Raw genomic sequence first — 17,943 nt, 5'->3', positions numbered from 1 at the left:
GTTTATCTATAGTTGTATGCCATTTGTCGTGTTGTAATCAATATCAGTAAGCGAGAGTTATGGTGTGCAGCAACGTAGATGGATAGATGTCAATTCGCATCAAAGTAAATTAGACCAATGTAGATGGAAACTTCATTATTTTGGCGTATGGTTATAGGGTAGGTTTGATTTACGACAAAGCAATGTAGATCCACTTTATCTAATATCTGAGTATAAAATTGGCATATTGGAAGGGTGTGTCGCTGGTGTTAAGTCATGACACTTACCAAGGAGTCGGACTGAATTGGGCGTAACCGTTTTATGAAAAAAATACTGTATTCTACACTGGGGCTGTTTTTAACGCTTCTTGGCATTATAGGCGCGTTTTTACCTGTAATGCCAACAACTGTTTTTTTGATAGGTGCGCTTTTTTGTTTTACTCAATCTTCACCGCGCCTTGAAAGCTGGTTACTTCAACACCCTAAATATGGCCCCAGTCTTGTTGCGTGGCGAAAACATGGTGCAATTTCGAAAAAAGTGAAATGCATAGCGTGCTGCAGTATGTTGGTGAGCTTTATTCTGGTTTGTCTGTTCGCATCAATGCCTATTCCAGCTTACATAGGCATAGGTCTATTTATGGGAATAGGCGCGTACTTTGTTGTTACGCGCCCCAGTATCCCTGCTGTATAGTGCCCCTGCTGTTTAGCGCCTTTAACGGTTCCTACCCAGTCGCTCGTGACTGCTTACCCATTCATCCGCTACCACAGCAGAACCTAAAGACAGATCGCCACATAGCACAGTCGCGGCAACAATTTCCGCAAACTTGTTAACGCTACCTCTTTCTGTGCAGCCAAGTACTCTCAAACATTCGTTTTGTGTAGCCAGACCCGTTCCACCTCCATAGGTAGCAACGATGAGCGATGGAATAGTAACAGAGAAGTAATAGTCACCATTTGGCGTGATTTCAGCGTAGGTAAACCCCGCCGACGACTCAGCCACATTAGCGACATCTTGCCCGCAAGCGATGAACATGGCGGTAATACCGTTAGCGAAGTGGGCGCCGTTATTTACACTACCTGCCATTAGTGCGCCCATATTCGAATATTGGCGCTGTTTAAATAATGCTTCTGGCGGGCAATGCATAATGTCCGTCATAAGTTGTTTTGGCAGGGTGATTTCTGCTACAACGCGCTTTCCGCGGGTATGCAGCGAGTTTAAGTGCGAGTGCTTTTTATCGGTATCAAGGTTGGCGGCCAGTACAAAGTGCTCGATAGGGCCCGAATAGTTTGCCTGTATCCACTCGCAGCCTGCCTTCGTGGCTTTACTTACCATGTTTTGCCCAGCTGCATCACCGCAGGTGAAGTTGAACCTAAGCCAACGAAGCTTAGAGGCAGCATACTGCTCAATATCCCTGAGCTTGCCCACGCTGGTGGTACTATCACAGGCTTGTTTAATGGCTTCAAAATTTTGCTCGACCCACCTGCCAAATGCGAGTGCTTCACGTGCATCGGAAAACGCAAACATGGGCGCTCGCTGCATAGCGTCGTCAATAACGGTGGTCGTTATACCGCCTGCTTCTCTTGTCAGACGCATGCCTCTGCTGTAGCTGGCTGTTAGCGTACCCTCTGTTGTGGCCATTGGGACGTAGAACTCGCCTTTGGCGTGTTCTCCGTTCACTAGCATCGGGCCTGCAAAGCCAATAGGAACCTGTGCAACGCCTGCGAAGTTTTCTATGTTTCCCGACAAGGTTTCGGGCGGTATGGAATAGTGTCCTAAGTGGTTTAGCTGGGTGCCGGTTTCGCGCGCAATAAATTCGCGGCGTGTTCGGCTCATGTCATCGGTATAGTCGTTGTCTGAGGAACGTGGGATTTTAGGCATTGGGCCACTCCTTTTTTCTTTCATAATAGGAGTGCTGGTATCAGATGAACACTGTTTACAATTTATACATACAGATAAATGCAGCCTATAAAGAATGACCCATACATTATAACGCCGTATCGTTACACGAAGAGGGGAGTGAGCAGCGCGGTTATTTGTCTTGAAGACATGATTTAATAAGGTGGAAAGTTAATGGCAACATCCACCTTTTCTTATCAAGCTGCTTTGTATCCTAAGCTTTGGTATCTAATCTTGCTTGAAGGGCAGCGATTTCTTCTCTACGCTTTTTATCTGCTAATGGGCGATTAGCTTTTTCAGGCGCGTTTTTGGCACGACTTAAAAAAGTCTGGGCCTTTTCATATTCACCTTCGTCAAAAAGATACTCGGCATAAAAGAAGTTCTGGTCCATACCATGTGGACTAACTTCAAGAGCGCGCTTAAACAATTTTTCAGCTTTTTTGTCACTACCGAAGCTGACAGGCCAGCCCGGCACTTTGTGATAAAGGGCAGCTAGAACCGTTAACGCCGTGCCGTCTAGCACCGCTTCCTCTTTTTCAATGGCACGTTCTAAGTTTTCCTTCGCACTTTCAGCAAAGTCCAGGGCACCTAAACCGCCTTTCGCACTTGCAGTGCTTGATTGAGAGATAGCTAGCCAGGTTAATGCTTCAGCGCTATTTTCTGATTGTTCTACGAGCGCTTCAGCTTGCTTAATAAGTTCTGAAAAAGCGCTAAGTTGCGCGTCTCCTTCGAGTTGATAATTCACAGCTGCCCACTGTTGTTGAAGCTTAAGTAATTCCTGTGATGAGGCTGATACAGAGGGAACGAAAGACGCAGCTGTGATACCAGCAATGAGAAAAGAAGAAAGTTGTTTTTTTAATATCATGAGAATTCCAAACGAATGAGTTTGATTTAGTAAAAAGCGCAGTGACCCTTCGGAAGTGTTTGCTGCGAATTGGAAAATTTGCGGTTAATACCGCGCTTGCTTTAACGCATTGATAGCAAGTTTGGTTTGTTTATCCCATCTTGCATAGGGTAGGGTGTAATTTAACGATGGATTCGTCAACTTGTGACGCTTGCGCGTTTGGCCATCAGCTATGAGTTGTGCTTTGTGGTGTGTATCAAACTGGTTGAAAATAGTTTCCAGTTCACCGGATTTAAGTAACCTGATGAGGCCAACGCGGATTCGGTCAGCTAAATCAACATTGCTAGGTTTTACGAAGAAATATTCGTAATTGGGGTATAACAGAAGATGATGCTTCTCTAAAGTAATAGCCTTGTCTGTATGTCGAGCGAGATCACGATGTGCTTCGATAATATTTCGTGGGAAAGCGTCAACCAATCCTTTATCGACCATTGAATACATTGAATGAAACCAAAGGCTCCAATCCTCACCACTTACGTTATAACCATTCGCTTTAAGCACATCTAAATCTGGCCAGTCTGTTCCTTGAACCATGGTTACTTTCTTTAATACTTCAGTTGCCTGATGGATGAATTTATCTTGTTCAGAGGGATTGATCACTAATACGCGATAGCCCGAGTAACCTTTTAATAGCGGTAACTTTATCGGTAACAGACGTTGCTCTCTGTCATTATTGGTAACACTCCACATTATGTCTGCGTCGCCTTTTAAAACAGATACTTGCTGGCGACTTTGGCTCATTGGGTGTGGATGGGGGACTAAAACAGTTTCACCGAATTCTTGCGTTGCCTTTAGCGCAGCATTGAGTACAGCTACGTGATAACTTCCATAATTACCATCAGCAAAGGCGCGTGCATACACCAATTCATCAGCACTCACACTGACCATGATCAGTGAGTGCAGCATTACGAAAAAGGCTATGAATCGTGTGTTTTTCATTAGATTTATAAGGAATATTGAATGCAACACTTTGACATTACATTAAACTCGGTTCTGTGTCATCGGTTCATGATGAAATTTTATCCATATTTTTTGTTGTTAGGGGTTCGCATTTTAATGAATTCCTGTATAATTCGCGCCCTGCCCAGTTACGCCCACCTTTGGGAAGGTGGAAGAATCAGCCGGCTCGAAGGGGTCATTGTGTTGATTTTAAGGTGATTTCTGGTGTTCAGAAATCAGTAACGACGATATTATTCGGGTGAATTTGAAAATGAAAACTTTTGTTGCTAAGCCAGAAACGGTACAACGTGACTGGTATGTGGTAGACGCCACAGACAAAACTCTAGGCCGTTTGGCTTCTGAAATCGCACTACGCCTTCGTGGTAAGCATAAGCCAGAGTACACACCTCACGTGGACACTGGTGATTACATCATCGTAATCAATGCTGAAAAAGTTGCGGTTACAGGCCGTAAAGCGCAAGACAAAATGTACTATGCGCACTCTGGTTACCCAGGTGGTCTTAAAGAGACAAACTTTGAAAAACTAATTGCTCACAAGCCAGAAATGGTTCTTGAAAAAGCAGTTAAAGGCATGTTGCCAAAAGGCCCTCTAGGTCGCGCAATGTTCCGTAAAATGAAAGTTTACGCTGGTGCAGAACACTCTCACGCAGCACAGCAACCACAAGTTTTGGACATTTAAGGAGCTATTAACATGGCAGATACTCAATACTACGGCACAGGCCGCCGCAAAAGTTCTACTGCTCGTGTGTTCCTACGTCCAGGCACAGGTAGCATTAAAGTAAACCAACGCGCTCTTGACGAGTACTTTGGTCGTGAAACAGAGTGCATGGTTGTTCGTCAGCCACTTGAACTTGTTGAAATGACTGAAAAGTTTGACGTATACATCACTGTTAAAGGTGGTGGTTCTAACGGTCAAGCGGGTGCAATCCGTCACGGTCTTACTCGTGCCCTTATGGACTACGATGAAGCACTACGCCCAGCACTTCGTAAAGCTGGCTTTGTTACTCGTGACGCACGTCGCGTTGAACGTAAGAAAGTTGGTCTACACAAAGCGCGTAAGCGTCCACAATTCTCAAAGCGTTAATTTTTACGTTTTTTGTATTGCAAAAACCCGGCATATGCCGGGTTTTTTATTGTCTGGCTTTTATGAGAAACGGTCGATTTTCTGTGTAATGTACATCTCACCAGCACCTATATTTCATAACAAAGGTTTAATTTGCTGGCGTTCTCTAACCAAATATTCTTCAAAACCTTGATTTTAGGCTTTTCTCTCACTAAACCTAAACACACTAATTGAATTAAATTATCGCTTAAATATCAGTAAAACCTTGTGTTTATAAGGGCTTTTCTTTTATCATTTGCGGTCGAAAATTTTGAAAACTTTCGTGACCTCGTAAACCAGTAAATTTTTGCTGTTACGTTGCTGTCATGACAAGCCATATGATGTATGACGCAAGCGTGATAAAACCAGTATAAGCTTGGGTTACACATCATAATTATCCAAACCTGGAGAAATGTGGATGAGCAATGTATCTGTAGATGCAACAGAGTCTGCACACAATGAAAACCAGCCAGAAAACAACACTCGTCGTCGGTTCTTGACCGTTGCCACGTCGGTAGTTGGTGGTGTAGGTGTCGTTGGTGCTGCTGTGCCTTTTATTGCGTCCTGGAATCCAAGCGCCAAAGCGAAAGCCGCCGGTGCTGACGTTGAAGTAGATATCAGCGGGATTGAGCCTGGACAATTAGTACGTGTAATGTGGCGAAGCAAGCCTGTATGGATTGTACGTCGTACGCCAGAGATTCTTGAAGAACTTGGCACACACGAAGATAAGCTGAAAGATCCTAACTCTGAAGCTGAGCAGCAACCTACTTTTGCTCAAAACCGTTTCCGTTCGATGAAAGAAGAATACCTAATTCTAGTGGGTATTTGTACGCACTTAGGTTGCTCTCCACAGCACCTTAAAGACGGCGCTTTCGAAGAAGTGGTTGAAGGTGTACCAGACGGTTTCTTCTGCCCTTGCCACGGTTCAAAATTCGACATGGCTGGACGTGTATTCCAAAATGTACCTGCACCACTGAACTTGGTTGTACCGCCATATCAATTCGTTGATGACAATAACATCATCATCGGTTCAGAAGCGGAGGCTTAATTATTATGAACGCTTTCCTAGGTTGGATTGAAGAACGCATCCCAATGATGCGCGTTGCGAATATGCACGCCCTTCAATATCCTGCTCCAAAGAACATGAACTTTTGGTACGTGTTCGGTTTTCTAGCTACTATTGTTTTGGTAAACCAAATTGTTACTGGAATTTGGTTGACCATGAACTTCGTTCCATCTTCAGAAGGCGCGTTTGCCTCTGTTGAATACATCATGCGAGAGATCGACTACGGTTGGATTATCCGTTACATGCACAGTACTGGCGCATCGGCGTTCTTTATTGTGGTATATCTACACATGTTCCGTGGCATGATTTACGGTTCTTATCAGAAGCCTCGTGAGCTTTTATGGGTGTTTGGTATGTTTATTTACCTAGCACTTATGGCAGAAGCTTTCATGGGTTATGTACTACCTTGGGGACAGATGTCTTACTGGGGTGCACAGGTAATCGTATCGCTATTTGGTGCTATCCCTGTTGTTGGTCCTGATCTGGTAATCTGGCTACAGGGTGACTACGTTATCTCTGGCGCAACACTAAACCGCTTCTTCGCATTACACGTTATTGCGTTGCCTTTGGTTATCGTTATTCTTGTGTTCCTTCACATTATTGCACTTCACGAAGTGGGTTCTAACAACCCTGATGGTATTGCTATCAAGCACAAGAAAGGTTCACTACCTGAGTCTGAAAAGACTAAATATGAAATTCATGAATACTATACAAGCAAGTACGACATTGCTGATGACGTATTGCCGTTCTTCCCACACATCGTACTTAAAGACCTTGTGGCATTCTGCATATTCTTAGCACTATTTACTTATGTGTTGTTCTTTGCCCCTGAAATGGGCGGTAAATTCCTAGAGCACCCTAACTTTGAAATTGCTAACCCGTTGAAAACACCTGAGCATATCTTCCCAGTGTGGTACTTCACGCCGTTCTATGCAATTTTGAAAGCGGTACCTGATAAGTTGTTCGGTGTACTAGCTATGTTCGGTGCAATTGCTGCGCTATTCGCTCTGCCTTGGTTAGACCGTGGTCGCGTTAAGTCATGGCGCTATCGCTGTGGTCTGCACAAAGTAAACCTTATTGTGTTTGCAATTGTGTTTATCTTCCTGGGTTACCTAGGTGGTACGCCACAAGAAAACTGGAAAATCATTGCGTCGCAAGTTGCTACAGTAATGTACTTCGGTTTCTTCATTGCATTGTTCTTGTACAGCAAAAACGAAAACACTAAACCTGTGCCAGAGAGGATTTCTAAATGAAAAAAATGATGTGCTTTTTAGCCTTCTTCCTACCTGGCGTAGCGCTTGCGGCAGGCGGAAACGTACACCTTGATAAAGCGCCTATCGATTTAACCGATAAGGCGTCTTTACAGCGCGGTGCACAGTTGTTCATGAACTACTGCTTAGGCTGTCACTCAATGAAGTACCAGCGCTATCAGCGTTCATTCCAAGACTTGGGTATTCCTGATGAACTAGGCCAAGAATACCTGCAGTTTACGGGTGAAAAAGTGTCTGACTATATCACTCGTGCCATGCCTGAAGAGGCGGCTGCTGGCTGGTTTGGTGCTGCTCCACCAGACTTAACGCTAGTGGCTCGTGTTCGTGGCGAAGACTGGATTTACACTTACCTGCGCTCTTTCTATGTTGACGAAAGCCGCCCATTTGGTGTGAACAACACAGTATTCCCAGAAGTAGGTATGCCACACGTACTTCAACCACTTCAAGGTACGCCAACACGTACTTATGAAGAGCAAATGGTTGATGGAGAGATGGTTAAGCGTTATGTAGGCATTAAGTCAGATGGTACTGGCGCAATGTCTCCTGACGAGTACGACCAAGCTGTTGCCGATATCGTGAACTTCCTAGAATACACAGGTGAGCCTTCAAAACTTGAATCTCACAAAATCGGTAAGTGGGTACTTATCTTTATCGCAGTATTGTTTGTATTTGTTTACTTACTGAAGAAAGAATACTGGCGAGAAGTGCACTAATCGCACAGATTTATGTATAATATGAAAAGGGGGCTTCTCGCCCCCTTTTTTGGTATTTACTCGTGCTACCTGAAAACCCTTTTGTATAGAGTGTTCAGGTAGCACGAGTTAACGTAATAAGCTTACTGTTTGTAAGCGTAAACTTGTTTCTCGACGGAGGAAATTGAATGGCCGTAGCCGCGAATAAACGTTCTATTATGACGTTGTTCTCTGACACAATTGATATTTATAGCCACCAGGTGCGTATTGTGTTGGCAGAAAAAGGTGTGGGTGTTGAAATCAGCTACACAGATCCTAGCAACCTGTCTGAAGATCTGTTGGAGCTAAACCCTTACGGTACTGTTCCAACTCTAGTTGATCGCGAGCTTGTACTTTACAAGTCGCACATCATCATGGAATACCTTGATGAGCGTTTCCCTCATCCACCACTTATGCCGGTTTACCCTGTATCACGTGGTCAAAGTCGCCTTATGATGCACCGCATTGAGCAAGACTGGTACTCGCTTGCTGCCCGTATCTTCCGTGGCGAAGGTGATGTTGAAGCAGCGCGCAATGAACTGCGTGAAGCGCTTCTTTCTTTATCGCCTGTGTTTGGTGAAATGCCTTACTTCATGAGTGAAGAATTCAGCTTAGTTGATTGCTATCTTGCTCCGCTACTATGGCGTCTTCCTGCGCTAGGTATTGAGTTAAACGGCGCTGGCAGCAAAGAGATTAACGCGTATATGAACCGCATTTTCTCGCGCAGCTCATTTAAAGCGTCTTTGACTGACCAAGAGCGTGAGATCCACAATCCGCTATGACATCTATGACGTCAAACCAGCCCTATTTGCTTAGGGCTTTTTATGAGTGGATTGTTGATAACGATTTAACGCCGTACATTGTGGTTGATGCAACTAATGAATTAGTTGAAGTGCCGCAGGAGTTCGTTAAAGACGGTCAAATCGTTTTAAACGTGTCGCCAAGTGCTTGTGTTAACTTCTCTCTCGACTTAGACGGCTTATCGTTTCAAGCGCGCTTCTCTGGGCAACCAAGAAGATTAAGTATGCCTTGTGAAGCGGTAATGGCTATTTACGCAAGGGAAAACGGTGCAGGTACGGTATTTGCCACTGAAGAAGATATTGCTAGCGCACAGCAAGAGCGCACTGAAACACCTGAAGATGTGTCTCAACCGAGCGGACCAACGCCGCTGGAAGACGCTGATTCTAGCGATGTTCAAGATGCGCCTGTTCCCCCTAAAAAGGGCAAGCCTAGCCTAAAGGTTATTAAATAGCTAATTAAGTAGCTAACTGGGCCATTTGCATGGCCGCTATTTAAAAATTTTTAGTGTATTGACGTAGTCTGGTTTTGCAAAGCTATTCGCTAAAGCAAAGCCAGCTATTATTTTTACATTCACCCTATCTAATGTGTTACTTCTCAATTCGAAGCTTATCTATTACCTCTCGTAATTAAGTTTCTGACTACAAAACTTTTGTCCTGATAGATACGAAAACACCCCATTACTTATAGGTAATAGGGCGCTAAAGTCGCTGATTCGCTATAGATCTTTTAACGAGTTCGCGTTATCACAATACGACTTGTCGGAAAATCAAAGCGATGGGCTTCGGTTAGTACAGACGTTGACAAACCTTCACGGCTTGGATCATTCGCGTTTGCGCTAGTTACCACACCTTGATGAAGCCTTACTGCATCTGCGAGGTCGTCCCTTACTACATCATAACCTGCGGCTTCTCCACCACCACCTGCTGCTCCTGCGGCGGGGCCAGGCATAGTTGCTGCCGTTTCTGTGTTGGCCTCTGTACCGGCGTCCCAGGTCATTGTCATGAATGTTTTAGCATCACCCACTGCCATGTTACTTACGTTAGCTGCATTTAAGCCAGTAAACGCATCGTTGGTGTTAACCAACATGGTCGTAACCGTAAGGCGCAGGTCGTCCGCATCTAACTCAGGTACGACTAATGTTAATTCTGTACCCATTGAGCGTGGGCCCAGTATTCCCTCTGAACTTAGCGCATCTAAAAAGTCAGTAGATTCTGTTGCTTCACTGATTACCATCGACGGATCACCGCCTTCAGCCATGATTTCAATGCCCATACTGGCAGGTGCGCCTTCTTCAAAAGAATAAAAGCCTGGTTCATGCAAGATGACAGCTGCAGGTGCAAAGGGTTGGGAATAGGTCAAATTAGTAATTTGAACCGTGTAAACTGCAGAATTACCGTTGATACCGTCTTGGCCGTCCGAACCGTCTTGGCCGTCTTCACCATCGGCACCATCTTGACCGTCGACTCCAGCTTCACCTTGAGGACCAGCGGGTCCTTGAGGGCCTGTATCACCATCGTCGCCGCACGCCGCTAAAAGAGCTGATAGCATTAATAACGTACTGAGTTTTACTATTGGATTAGTCATTGTAATGGCTCCTTAAGATGCAGGAACAGTTATAACAACACGTGCAACGGGGTTTAACCAACGGTGTACGGTAGAGTCCAGATCACTGGCACCAGCAACGCTATCAGTGTCGCCAAGCGCATTGCGGTGAATGTGTACAGGACCATCTTCACCATCTTCAATTTCGCCATTAACGATTTGTGCACCCACACCCGTGCCACCCGTACCTAAGTCAACGATACGAGTAGGTGCTCCACCACCGGCAACACCAGGCACGCCATATCCCCCCAGCGCATTTCCAGTGCCAGCTTCAACAACGTCAGTACGAGCACTATTTAGTTCATCGTTTAACTCAGTGCCGGCATCGTACGCATTTAGATAATACGTATAGGTGCCAGGCTCTGTAGGAATTTCAATACTGTCCATACCAACAAAGGCATCGTTAGTAGGTATTAGCATTGAAAGTAGCGAAAGATAAGGCTTGTCCATAGTATCGAATTCGTAGCTTAACGTAGCTTTCGGGGCTACGAGGCCGCCAAAACGATGCCATGTGTTTGATCCATTGTCGGTGTCGACAGGGCCTAAAAGCGCTTCAAAGTTTGCGCCGCTAGAGTCTGCATTTTGTTCGTCGTCAATCACACCTGCTTCAGCAAGCCAGGCTAATGCCGATGAAGCTGGCTGGCCGACTTCAAAAGCGTCCACGGTTTCATCGTGTGCTACAACCAAGCGGGGGGTAAAGCTTTGCGCTTGGGTTAAATTAGTAATTTCGAGCTCTAGAGTAACGGCTTGGCTTGCTGATATAGATGCGAGCGACAGTAGGGTTGCGCTAGCAAGTTTAGAGAATTTCATTTTGTTGTCCTTATTTATGACTTAATTCGCATAAAAATTTAGGGCACTAAAATTCTTAATTCATCACGGAAATATCACAAAAAGCACACAGATTTGTCTCGATAAATAACAATTTTGTTAGAAATTTTCAGTTCTAATTTTTCAATAGAAAAGTGTTGTTTATGTGAAATAAAAACTTAAACGCTCTGGTCTTGTTGTTTATCGGCAAAATAGGAGCGAGATATGATCCTTATCATCTACAGCGGAAATAAGTTTCAACAATATATATCGCATTGCTTAAGTAAGCATAGCTTTCTACACGATGCAGTCTCTAACTTTCAATCAGCAGAATCACTGCTAAAAGCGCAGCGCTATTCTCTCATTATTGTCGAATCACATCGATGCATTACGTGCTTACAGCGTATAAAGAGCTTAGTTGATAGCAACCCTGAAAGTTGGGTTGTTGCTGTTGAAAGCGAAGTGACCACACCAAGTGAAGGAAACGAAGGCGTCGATGAAGCAAACTACTATGAAGCCGGGGTAGATGATTATGTTTCTGGACCTTACGATGAGCGGATGTTTTCAGCGCGAATTCGCTCTCACATGCGCAGAAGTATGCCGAATTTAGGCAGTTCGAGAGTTGTTGATAGTGGTGACGAGCGCATTGAAATAGGCCCGCTTCAAGTAGATCAAAGGTATCACAGCGTGACAATAAACGGGCAAGTGCTAGCACTAACGGCACGAGAATTTACCTTGTTGAATTATTTCTGTCGCCACCCTAATCAGGTCTTTTCTCGCAATCAGCTACTTAGTGAGGTGTGGGGGTATAACCATGAAGGCTATGAACACACGGTAAACACCCATATCAACAGACTGCGCACTAAACTTGATAAAGTTAACAGTATTGAAAATGGTGGCCAGCTAGTACAAACCGTTTGGGGTGTCGGATACAAACTGAATATTAATGGGTATACAGCCAAGGCGTTAAGCGCCTGAACGATATAGTTTAAAAAATTACTTGAGCCCTAGGAACAGAGAAATCTTTACCGACTTAAATTAAAAACAGCGTTGCCGTACCTAAGAATGCAAAAATACCTACCACATCAGTTATCGTAGTTAAGATAACGCTGCCAGCTAGGGCAGGGTCTATCTTAAGACGCTTCATAATCATAGGTAAGGTTGCACCTGCAAGCGCTGCCGCAATCATGTTTACCATCATCGCAAAGGCAATAATAACACCCAGCATGTAGTCCTGCTTCCAGAGGGCAATGACAGAAGCAATAAGCACTGCCCAAATTGCACCGTTTAGAAAGCCGATGGATATCTCTTTACTGATAAGCCAGCGCGAGTTACTGGCATTTACATGACCTAGCGCCATACCGCGAATAACAAGGGTCAGCGTTTGGTTACCAGCCACGCCGCCCATGCTCGGTACTATGGTATTTAAAATAGCTAAAACGGCAAGTTGACTTAGCGTGGCTTCGAATAAGTCACTCACCATAGCAGCCATTAGCGCAGTGACCAAGTTAACGGCCAGCCACACGGAGCGGCGTTTAGTGCTTTGCATAACAGGTGCAAAGGTATCTTCGTCGTCATCAAGACCCGCCATACTCATCATCGAGTGCTCGGCATCCTCACGAATAATATCAACCACGTCATCAATGGTAATTCGGCCCACTAAGCGATGGTTTTCATCTACAACAGGTGCTGAAAGCCAATTGTATCGCTCGAAAAGGCTTGCTACTTCATCGTCTGGCATATTCACAGGAATCGCTTCTGATTCCTCGTCCATAACGTCAGACACTTTATCGTCGGTATCTGCGGTGAGTAGACGGGTGACAGGAACAATGCCAACAAGGTTATCGGTTCTATTTACCACATAAAAAGTATCTGTATTTTCCGGCAACTCACCTTTTAAACGAATGTAGCGTAGAACCACATCAATGGTAACGTCAGGACGCAAGGTAATGGTATCGGTGTTCATGATGAAACCAGCGGTTTCTTCACCGTAAGACAGCGCTTGCTCTGCACGTACGCGGTCTTGTGCATCCATTGAATCAAGAATGTCTGCCAATACAGGTTCAGGAAGGCTACTCAGCGTTTCTGCCAAGTCATCGGTATCCATTTCTTCAAGTGCATCAACCACATTGGCAGGGAGCATCTTTGTGATAATACCGTTTCGAACATCATCAGATAGCTCTTCTAAAATATCACCGTGAAAGTCGCTATCAATCAGCTCCCATAACTCATCACGGGTCCTGCTAGGGCTTGACTCGAGAATATGAGCAACGTCTGAAGGGGGAAGTTCAAGCAGAAGCTTACGTACAGATACAAATTGACCGTTTATCAACGCTGCGTTAAGTGCGCGTAATTGGGTTTGTACGTATTTAGAAACAAGCGCTTCTGCCATAAGGCGTTATTCCTACTAAGCTGATATGGAAAATAAAGGCTGTGTAGCCTAAGTGTGCGTAGAATATCGCAATTATATTGAGTCTGTCATGATAATTGCGTGGCTTTTACCCAAGAATTTGGAATTACTAAGCTAGCTGTTGATTAATTCATCAATAAATATTCGGGTTGAGACTATTCGTCTTCGTTAAATCTGCCCTCAATAAGCTCTTCTATGGCAGCAAGTGCATCGACCGCGTCATCACCATCGACAATAACATCTACCTGTTCGCCCTGATGACTCTCCAGCATCATCAAGCCTAAGACGCTGCTTGCATCGGCTTCTTTATCGCCTTTTTTTAAAATGATTTTGGCATCAAACTGATTAGCCAGCTGTACCAGTTGCGTGGCTGCTCTCGCGTGTAAGCCTAGTTTATTGACGATGGTAAGCGTTTTTTGAATAGTCATTACTGGTTCAACTCTCTGTGACGAATTTGAACATCAGGATGTATTTCGCTGAAGGTTTTTGACAAGGTTTGGGCAATGTAGACAGAGCGGTGTTGCCCACCAGTGCAGCCGATAGCCACAGTCACATAGCTTCTATTGTTGCGCTCTAGATGGGGAAGCCATGTGGTCATTAAATTTTGAATTTGCCAAATAAATTTGGTCACTACGGGTTGTGAGCCTAAAAACACCTCAACGGGTGCATCTAATCCAGTGAGGTGTCTAAGGTCCGTTTCCCAATGAGGGTTTGGTAGAAAGCGCGCATCGAAAACATAATCGGCATCTTTGGGTATGCCATGTTTAAAGCCAAATGACTCAAACACCAGTACAAGGCGAGAGCTCTTTTTACCTAGGATACGTTCTCGGATTAGCTCTGCGAGTTGGTGTATTGTTAGCTTGTCTGTATCTAAGTATAAATCAGCGCGCTCAGTAATAGGTGCGAGCAGCGCAGACTCTGCTCTAATAGCTTCTGAGAGAGACTTATTTAGCTTGGCTAAAGGGTGAAGACGGCGCGTTTCGCTAAACCGCTTAACCAGTACATCATCGCTTGCGTCAATGTACACTATAGTCATAGACCAAGAAGAAGGCAGGTAGTCTAGAATCTCTACCAAATCATCAGGATTTTTGGGTAAGTTTCTTACGTCAATACTTACCGCAACTTGATCGTATTCATCAACAACGGTATGGGTAAGGGTAGGAAGCAAATTAACTGGGATATTATCAACACAGTAATAGCCTAAGTCTTCCAATGCGCGAAGTGCGACAGACTTACCAGACCCTGAACGACCACTGATTATGATCAGCTTCACCTAAACTCTCCCTTATATTCTGGTTTCATCACATACGCGTTGTTGAATTAAGCGCCTGCTTATAATGCCTAAGCGCTTATTGTCTAACTTAATGCAGAAATAATTTCGTCGCTGGTTGTTGCACGTCGTATTGTTTTAATCGTTTCTTTGTCGCTTAACTTACCTGCAACGGTAGCCAATGTTTGAAGGTGTCCTTCGGTTTGCTCTTCGGGAACGAGAAGTGCAAAAAATATGTCTACGGGCTTTTCATCTAGGGCATCGAAGTTGATAGCAGGCGTGCTGGTTACAACAATAGCAATGACTTTATCAAGGCCTGCGAGGCGGCCGTGGGGCAGCGCTATGCCATTACCAATACCCGTACTACCCATACGTTCTCGAGCCATCAAGCTATTTAGAACAGTTGCCTGGTCGATGTTATCGTTCTGCTTGGCAGCGATATCAGCGATGATCTCAAGAATTCGCTTTTTACTATTACACTGAACCGCACACTCGGTGCGGTCCAGACTTACGATGGCTTGTATATCCATACTCAATTAACTACTAATGTTTTTTCAGTTTTTCCTTATGCTTGATTACCTGCCGGTCGAGTTTATCAACCATGCTGTCAATCGCCGCATACATGTCGGTATTTTCTGAGGATGCGAATACTTCAGCGCCACTTAAATGAACGGTCGCTTCGGCTTTTTGATTTAATTTTTCAACGTTCAGGATGACATGCACATTAGAAATGTGATCAAAGTGACGTTCAAGTTTGCTGAACTTCGTATCGACATAATTACGCAAAGAGTCGGTGATTTCGACATGATGACCAGTAAGGTTGATTTGCATATTTCGTCTTCCTTATATTATTAAGCCCAGTTAGATAAGGCTTTTGCGTTGGTTCGACGGCGGGATCGATAACGATTCCCGGTATTTTGCTATTGTTCGCCGAGCGACTTTTATGCCTTGCTCGGCCAACAACGAAGCAATCTTGCTATCACTTAGCGGCTTGCTAGGATTTTCGGCAGCCACTAACTTCTTGATCAATGCACGAATCGCTGTGGATGAACACTCACCACCTGACTCGGTTGCAACGTGGCTTGAAAAGAAATACTTCAGCTCGAAGATACCACGCGGCGTATGCATGTATTTTTGCGTTGTCACACGTGAAATAGTGGATTCGTGCATATCTACCATTTCTGCGACATCATTTAGCACCATTGGTTTCATCATTTCCGGGCCGTGCTCAAAAAAGCCCATTTGTTGCTGCACAATGCAATTTGCAACCTTCATCAAGGTATCGTTACGAGACTCTAGGCTCTTTATGAACCACTTGGCCTCTTGCATGTGTGAGCGGATGAATTGTGAATCGCTACTATTCTTGGCACGGCGACTCATTGCTGCGTACTGTTGATTTACGCTTAATTTAGGCAGACTGTCGGGGTTCAGCTCAACCACCCAACGGCCATTTTTCTTGGTTACTGAGACATCAGGAATAACGTACTCAGGCTCTTTAGTAACTAAAGCACTACCTGGGCGAGGATTCAAGGTTTGGAGTAAACGCATTGCTTCTCGCAGCTGATCTTCTTTCAATCGGCTCTTACGCATTAGCGTGCGGTAGTCTTTACTGCTCAGTAAGTCTGAATATTCCTCAATAAGCTGCTTCGCTTCAGTAAGCCACGGTGTGTCTTCTGAAAACTGGCGCAATTGCACCATAAGACACTCTTGAGGTGTACGAGAACCTGAACCAATGGGGTCGAACATTTGAATGCGCTTAAGCACACATTCTATTTCGTCCATTTCGATAGGCTCTTCTAAGTCATCGTCATTAACAGCATCTAAGATATCGTCAAGGGTAACGGTCAGATAACCCGACTCGTCAATTGAGTCGATAATAGCTGTGGCAATAGCACGGTCAGTATCTGAAAAATGAGTCAGGCGCATTTGCCAAAGTAAATGCTCTTGGATGTCTTCGGTAGTTTCACCTTGGAAGATTTGTTCGTCATCATTAGACGGGCCAGGCGCAGGCGCAGAAGAGGCGGAGTAGTACTCGTCCCAGGTGCTGTCGATAGGCAGCTCATCCGGAAGGTCGTTCTTCTCCAGTGCATCTCCTGCTTCTAGCGTGTCGCTTGATGCAGAAGCTGTCGCTTCAGCTGCACTATCGTCACTATCGACATTGTTCTTTTCTACTTGTGGCTCGTCGTTACCTTCTTCCACTTCTAACAGTGGATTAGAGTCGAGTGCCTCTTGAATCTCTTGCTGGAGATCAAGTGTAGAAAGCTGCAGCAGCTTGATAGCCTGCTGCAACTGAGGTGTCATGGTAAGTTGTTGGCTAAATTTTAGCTGTAAAGATGGTTTCATCTACGTCTTATTTAAATGCTCTAAATTGAATATACCAGAGCGAAACTGAAAAATGACAATTCGGTTACATTAACTATAGCCTGAATTGTTCGCCTAGGTATACATCCCTTACTTTTTGATTACTTAAAACCTGTTCCGCGGTTCCTTGCGCAATAAGCTCACCATGACTCACAATGTACGCCTTTTCGCAAACATCCAATGTTTCGCGTACGTTATGGTCCGTGATAAGGATACCAATACCCCTATCGCGAAGATGCTGTATTATCTTCTTTATATCATTAACTGATATTGGATCAACACCGGCAAATGGTTCGTCTAACAAAATAAATTGTGGTTTCGCTGCCAGAGCGCGAGCAATCTCAACTCGACGACGTTCTCCCCCTGACAAACTCATGCCCGTACTATTACGTATATGGTTGATATTAAATTCATCAAGTAGTGCATCAGCTTCTTCTTCTTGCTGTTGTGAATTTAAATCTTTACGGGTTTGCAAAATGGCCATGATATTTTCATGTACCGTAAGCTTTCTAAAAATTGACGCTTCTTGCGGAAGGTAGCCTATACCGCGGCGTGCGCGCTCATGCATTGGCTGGTGAGTAAGCTCACTATCATCAATTTCAATCTTGCCTTTGTCTAGGTTGACCAAGCCAACAATCATGTAAAAAGTGGTGGTCTTACCAGCACCATTTGGGCCAAGAAGACCGACAATTTGCCCAGTAGAAACTGAAAGACTCACATCGCGAACGACTTGTCGCGATTTATACGATTTAGCAAGGTTTTTAGCGCTCAAAGTTGCCATTG

The 17,943-nt window shown here is 44.6% G+C and carries 21 protein-coding genes; 9 read left to right on the top strand and 12 right to left on the bottom strand.

From position 1 onward, the window contains the following. The first annotated feature begins 300 nt into the window (after positions 1-300). Entirely contained in the window at positions 301-669 is a 369-nt protein-coding gene (locus ACYX4M_RS03595) for a YbaN family protein (RefSeq protein ID WP_476081924.1), read from the top strand. 21 nt (positions 670-690) lie between these two features. Here the strand turns inward: ACYX4M_RS03595 and ACYX4M_RS03590 are convergent, their stop codons facing one another. From ACYX4M_RS03590 to ACYX4M_RS03580, 3 genes are all read right to left on the bottom strand, one after another. Then, complete coding sequence (locus tag ACYX4M_RS03590; protein WP_476081923.1) at positions 691-1,857, bottom strand: hydroxymethylglutaryl-CoA reductase; 1,167 nt, start codon at positions 1,855-1,857, stop codon at positions 691-693. Positions 1,858-2,089: 232 nt separating this feature from the next. After that, positions 2,090-2,740 carry a tetratricopeptide repeat protein gene (locus tag ACYX4M_RS03585; RefSeq protein ID WP_476081922.1) on the bottom strand — a complete coding sequence of 217 codons (651 nt, stop codon included), beginning with the start codon at positions 2,738-2,740 and terminating at the stop codon, positions 2,090-2,092. An 84-nt stretch (positions 2,741-2,824) separates the two neighbouring features. After that, on the bottom strand, positions 2,825-3,718 hold the full coding sequence (locus ACYX4M_RS03580) for a hypothetical protein (protein ID WP_476081921.1): 894 nt from the start codon (positions 3,716-3,718) through the stop codon (positions 2,825-2,827). A 271-nt stretch (positions 3,719-3,989) separates the two neighbouring features. Here ACYX4M_RS03580 and rplM point away from each other — a divergent pair, with 271 nt between their 5' ends. From rplM to ACYX4M_RS03545, 7 genes are all read left to right on the top strand, one after another. Then, entirely contained in the window at positions 3,990-4,418 is a 429-nt protein-coding gene (rplM, locus tag ACYX4M_RS03575) for a 50S ribosomal protein L13 (RefSeq protein WP_012517329.1), read from the top strand. A gap of 12 nt (positions 4,419-4,430) precedes the next feature. Beyond that, positions 4,431-4,823, top strand: a complete 393-nt coding sequence (gene rpsI, locus ACYX4M_RS03570; RefSeq protein ID WP_334058970.1) for a 30S ribosomal protein S9 — start codon at positions 4,431-4,433, stop codon at positions 4,821-4,823. Between the two features lie 436 nt (positions 4,824-5,259). Beyond that, positions 5,260-5,889 carry a ubiquinol-cytochrome c reductase iron-sulfur subunit gene (gene petA, locus ACYX4M_RS03565; protein WP_118490220.1) on the top strand — a complete coding sequence of 210 codons (630 nt, stop codon included), beginning with the start codon at positions 5,260-5,262 and terminating at the stop codon, positions 5,887-5,889. A 5-nt stretch (positions 5,890-5,894) separates the two neighbouring features. After that, entirely contained in the window at positions 5,895-7,160 is a 1,266-nt protein-coding gene (locus ACYX4M_RS03560) for a cytochrome b (protein ID WP_110288466.1), read from the top strand. After that, positions 7,157-7,891, top strand: a complete 735-nt coding sequence (locus tag ACYX4M_RS03555; protein ID WP_014948333.1) for a cytochrome c1 — start codon at positions 7,157-7,159, stop codon at positions 7,889-7,891. Before ACYX4M_RS03560 ends, ACYX4M_RS03555 begins: the two co-directional genes overlap by 4 nt. Positions 7,892-8,058: 167 nt before the next feature. Further along, complete coding sequence (gene sspA, locus ACYX4M_RS03550; protein WP_334058963.1) at positions 8,059-8,691, top strand: stringent starvation protein SspA; 633 nt, start codon at positions 8,059-8,061, stop codon at positions 8,689-8,691. Continuing rightward, entirely contained in the window at positions 8,688-9,161 is a 474-nt protein-coding gene (locus ACYX4M_RS03545; RefSeq protein WP_476081920.1) for a ClpXP protease specificity-enhancing factor, read from the top strand. Before sspA ends, ACYX4M_RS03545 begins: the two co-directional genes overlap by 4 nt. A 275-nt stretch (positions 9,162-9,436) precedes the next feature. On the opposite strand, the gene ACYX4M_RS03540 is transcribed toward ACYX4M_RS03545, so the two are convergent. Both ACYX4M_RS03540 and ACYX4M_RS03535 read right to left on the bottom strand, forming a co-directional pair. Then, positions 9,437-10,294 (bottom strand): spondin domain-containing protein, encoded by an 858-nt coding sequence (locus ACYX4M_RS03540; protein WP_476081919.1) that lies wholly within the window; start codon positions 10,292-10,294, stop codon positions 9,437-9,439. A 12-nt stretch (positions 10,295-10,306) separates the two neighbouring features. Next, positions 10,307-11,122, bottom strand: coding sequence for a spondin domain-containing protein (locus ACYX4M_RS03535; RefSeq protein WP_476081918.1), 816 nt, complete (start codon positions 11,120-11,122; stop codon positions 10,307-10,309). 222 nt (positions 11,123-11,344) lie between these two features. On the opposite strand from ACYX4M_RS03535, the gene ACYX4M_RS03530 reads away from it, so the two are divergent. Further along, entirely contained in the window at positions 11,345-12,097 is a 753-nt protein-coding gene (locus ACYX4M_RS03530) for a response regulator transcription factor (protein WP_476081917.1), read from the top strand. Positions 12,098-12,152: 55 nt separating this feature from the next. On the opposite strand, the gene mgtE is transcribed toward ACYX4M_RS03530, so the two are convergent. The 7 genes from mgtE to lptB form a co-directional block, all read right to left on the bottom strand. Further along, entirely contained in the window at positions 12,153-13,511 is a 1,359-nt protein-coding gene (mgtE, locus tag ACYX4M_RS03525) for a magnesium transporter (protein ID WP_179982437.1), read from the bottom strand. Positions 13,512-13,684: 173 nt separating this feature from the next. Continuing rightward, the gene (locus tag ACYX4M_RS03520; RefSeq protein ID WP_474827697.1) at positions 13,685-13,957 is read right to left on the bottom strand and encodes an HPr family phosphocarrier protein; all 273 of its coding nucleotides are present in this window, start codon (positions 13,955-13,957) and stop codon (positions 13,685-13,687) included. Then, positions 13,957-14,802, bottom strand: coding sequence for an RNase adapter RapZ (rapZ, locus tag ACYX4M_RS03515; protein ID WP_476081916.1), 846 nt, complete (start codon positions 14,800-14,802; stop codon positions 13,957-13,959). The genes ACYX4M_RS03520 and rapZ overlap by 1 nt, the downstream gene beginning before the upstream one ends. 83 nt (positions 14,803-14,885) lie before the next feature. Then, positions 14,886-15,329, bottom strand: a complete 444-nt coding sequence (gene ptsN / locus ACYX4M_RS03510) for a PTS IIA-like nitrogen regulatory protein PtsN (RefSeq protein WP_476081915.1) — start codon at positions 15,327-15,329, stop codon at positions 14,886-14,888. A 13-nt stretch (positions 15,330-15,342) separates the two neighbouring features. Further along, positions 15,343-15,630 carry a ribosome hibernation promoting factor gene (gene hpf, locus ACYX4M_RS03505; protein WP_012517338.1) on the bottom strand — a complete coding sequence of 96 codons (288 nt, stop codon included), beginning with the start codon at positions 15,628-15,630 and terminating at the stop codon, positions 15,343-15,345. Positions 15,631-15,660: 30 nt separating this feature from the next. Then, positions 15,661-17,142, bottom strand: coding sequence for an RNA polymerase factor sigma-54 (locus tag ACYX4M_RS03500; protein WP_476081914.1), 1,482 nt, complete (start codon positions 17,140-17,142; stop codon positions 15,661-15,663). A 73-nt stretch (positions 17,143-17,215) separates the two neighbouring features. After that, positions 17,216-17,941 carry an LPS export ABC transporter ATP-binding protein gene (gene lptB / locus ACYX4M_RS03495; protein ID WP_334058944.1) on the bottom strand — a complete coding sequence of 242 codons (726 nt, stop codon included), beginning with the start codon at positions 17,939-17,941 and terminating at the stop codon, positions 17,216-17,218. Between the last annotated feature and the right edge of the window lie 2 nt (positions 17,942-17,943).

It is taken from the genome of Alteromonas sp. ABV4_150 (assembly GCF_056311745.1).
Note: the sequence above shows the minus strand (reverse complement) of the source record. Positions and strands in the feature narration are given on the sequence as shown.

Excerpts from the sequence above, each read along its gene's own strand:
- petA (WP_118490220.1), top strand. The coding sequence starts at position 5,260 with ATGAGCAATGTATCTGTAGATGCAACAGAGTCTGCACACAATGAAAAC.
- hpf (WP_012517338.1), bottom strand. The coding sequence starts at position 15,630 with ATGCAAATCAACCTTACTGGTCATCATGTCGAAATCACCGACTCTTTG.
- ACYX4M_RS03545 (WP_476081920.1), top strand. The coding sequence starts at position 8,688 with ATGACATCTATGACGTCAAACCAGCCCTATTTGCTTAGGGCTTTTTAT.
- ACYX4M_RS03520 (WP_474827697.1), bottom strand. The coding sequence starts at position 13,957 with ATGACTATTCAAAAAACGCTTACCATCGTCAATAAACTAGGCTTACAC.
- ACYX4M_RS03595 (WP_476081924.1), top strand. The coding sequence starts at position 301 with ATGAAAAAAATACTGTATTCTACACTGGGGCTGTTTTTAACGCTTCTT.
- ACYX4M_RS03555 (WP_014948333.1), top strand. The coding sequence starts at position 7,157 with ATGAAAAAAATGATGTGCTTTTTAGCCTTCTTCCTACCTGGCGTAGCG.
- ACYX4M_RS03500 (WP_476081914.1), bottom strand. The coding sequence starts at position 17,142 with ATGAAACCATCTTTACAGCTAAAATTTAGCCAACAACTTACCATGACA.
- ACYX4M_RS03540 (WP_476081919.1), bottom strand. The coding sequence starts at position 10,294 with ATGACTAATCCAATAGTAAAACTCAGTACGTTATTAATGCTATCAGCT.
- ACYX4M_RS03590 (WP_476081923.1), bottom strand. The coding sequence starts at position 1,857 with ATGCCTAAAATCCCACGTTCCTCAGACAACGACTATACCGATGACATG.
- ACYX4M_RS03585 (WP_476081922.1), bottom strand. The coding sequence starts at position 2,740 with ATGATATTAAAAAAACAACTTTCTTCTTTTCTCATTGCTGGTATCACA.
- ACYX4M_RS03560 (WP_110288466.1), top strand. The coding sequence starts at position 5,895 with ATGAACGCTTTCCTAGGTTGGATTGAAGAACGCATCCCAATGATGCGC.
- rplM (WP_012517329.1), top strand. The coding sequence starts at position 3,990 with ATGAAAACTTTTGTTGCTAAGCCAGAAACGGTACAACGTGACTGGTAT.
- ACYX4M_RS03530 (WP_476081917.1), top strand. The coding sequence starts at position 11,345 with ATGATCCTTATCATCTACAGCGGAAATAAGTTTCAACAATATATATCG.
- lptB (WP_334058944.1), bottom strand. The coding sequence starts at position 17,941 with ATGGCAACTTTGAGCGCTAAAAACCTTGCTAAATCGTATAAATCGCGA.
- sspA (WP_334058963.1), top strand. The coding sequence starts at position 8,059 with ATGGCCGTAGCCGCGAATAAACGTTCTATTATGACGTTGTTCTCTGAC.
- mgtE (WP_179982437.1), bottom strand. The coding sequence starts at position 13,511 with ATGGCAGAAGCGCTTGTTTCTAAATACGTACAAACCCAATTACGCGCA.
- rpsI (WP_334058970.1), top strand. The coding sequence starts at position 4,431 with ATGGCAGATACTCAATACTACGGCACAGGCCGCCGCAAAAGTTCTACT.
- ACYX4M_RS03580 (WP_476081921.1), bottom strand. The coding sequence starts at position 3,718 with ATGAAAAACACACGATTCATAGCCTTTTTCGTAATGCTGCACTCACTG.
- ptsN (WP_476081915.1), bottom strand. The coding sequence starts at position 15,329 with ATGGATATACAAGCCATCGTAAGTCTGGACCGCACCGAGTGTGCGGTT.
- ACYX4M_RS03535 (WP_476081918.1), bottom strand. The coding sequence starts at position 11,122 with ATGAAATTCTCTAAACTTGCTAGCGCAACCCTACTGTCGCTCGCATCT.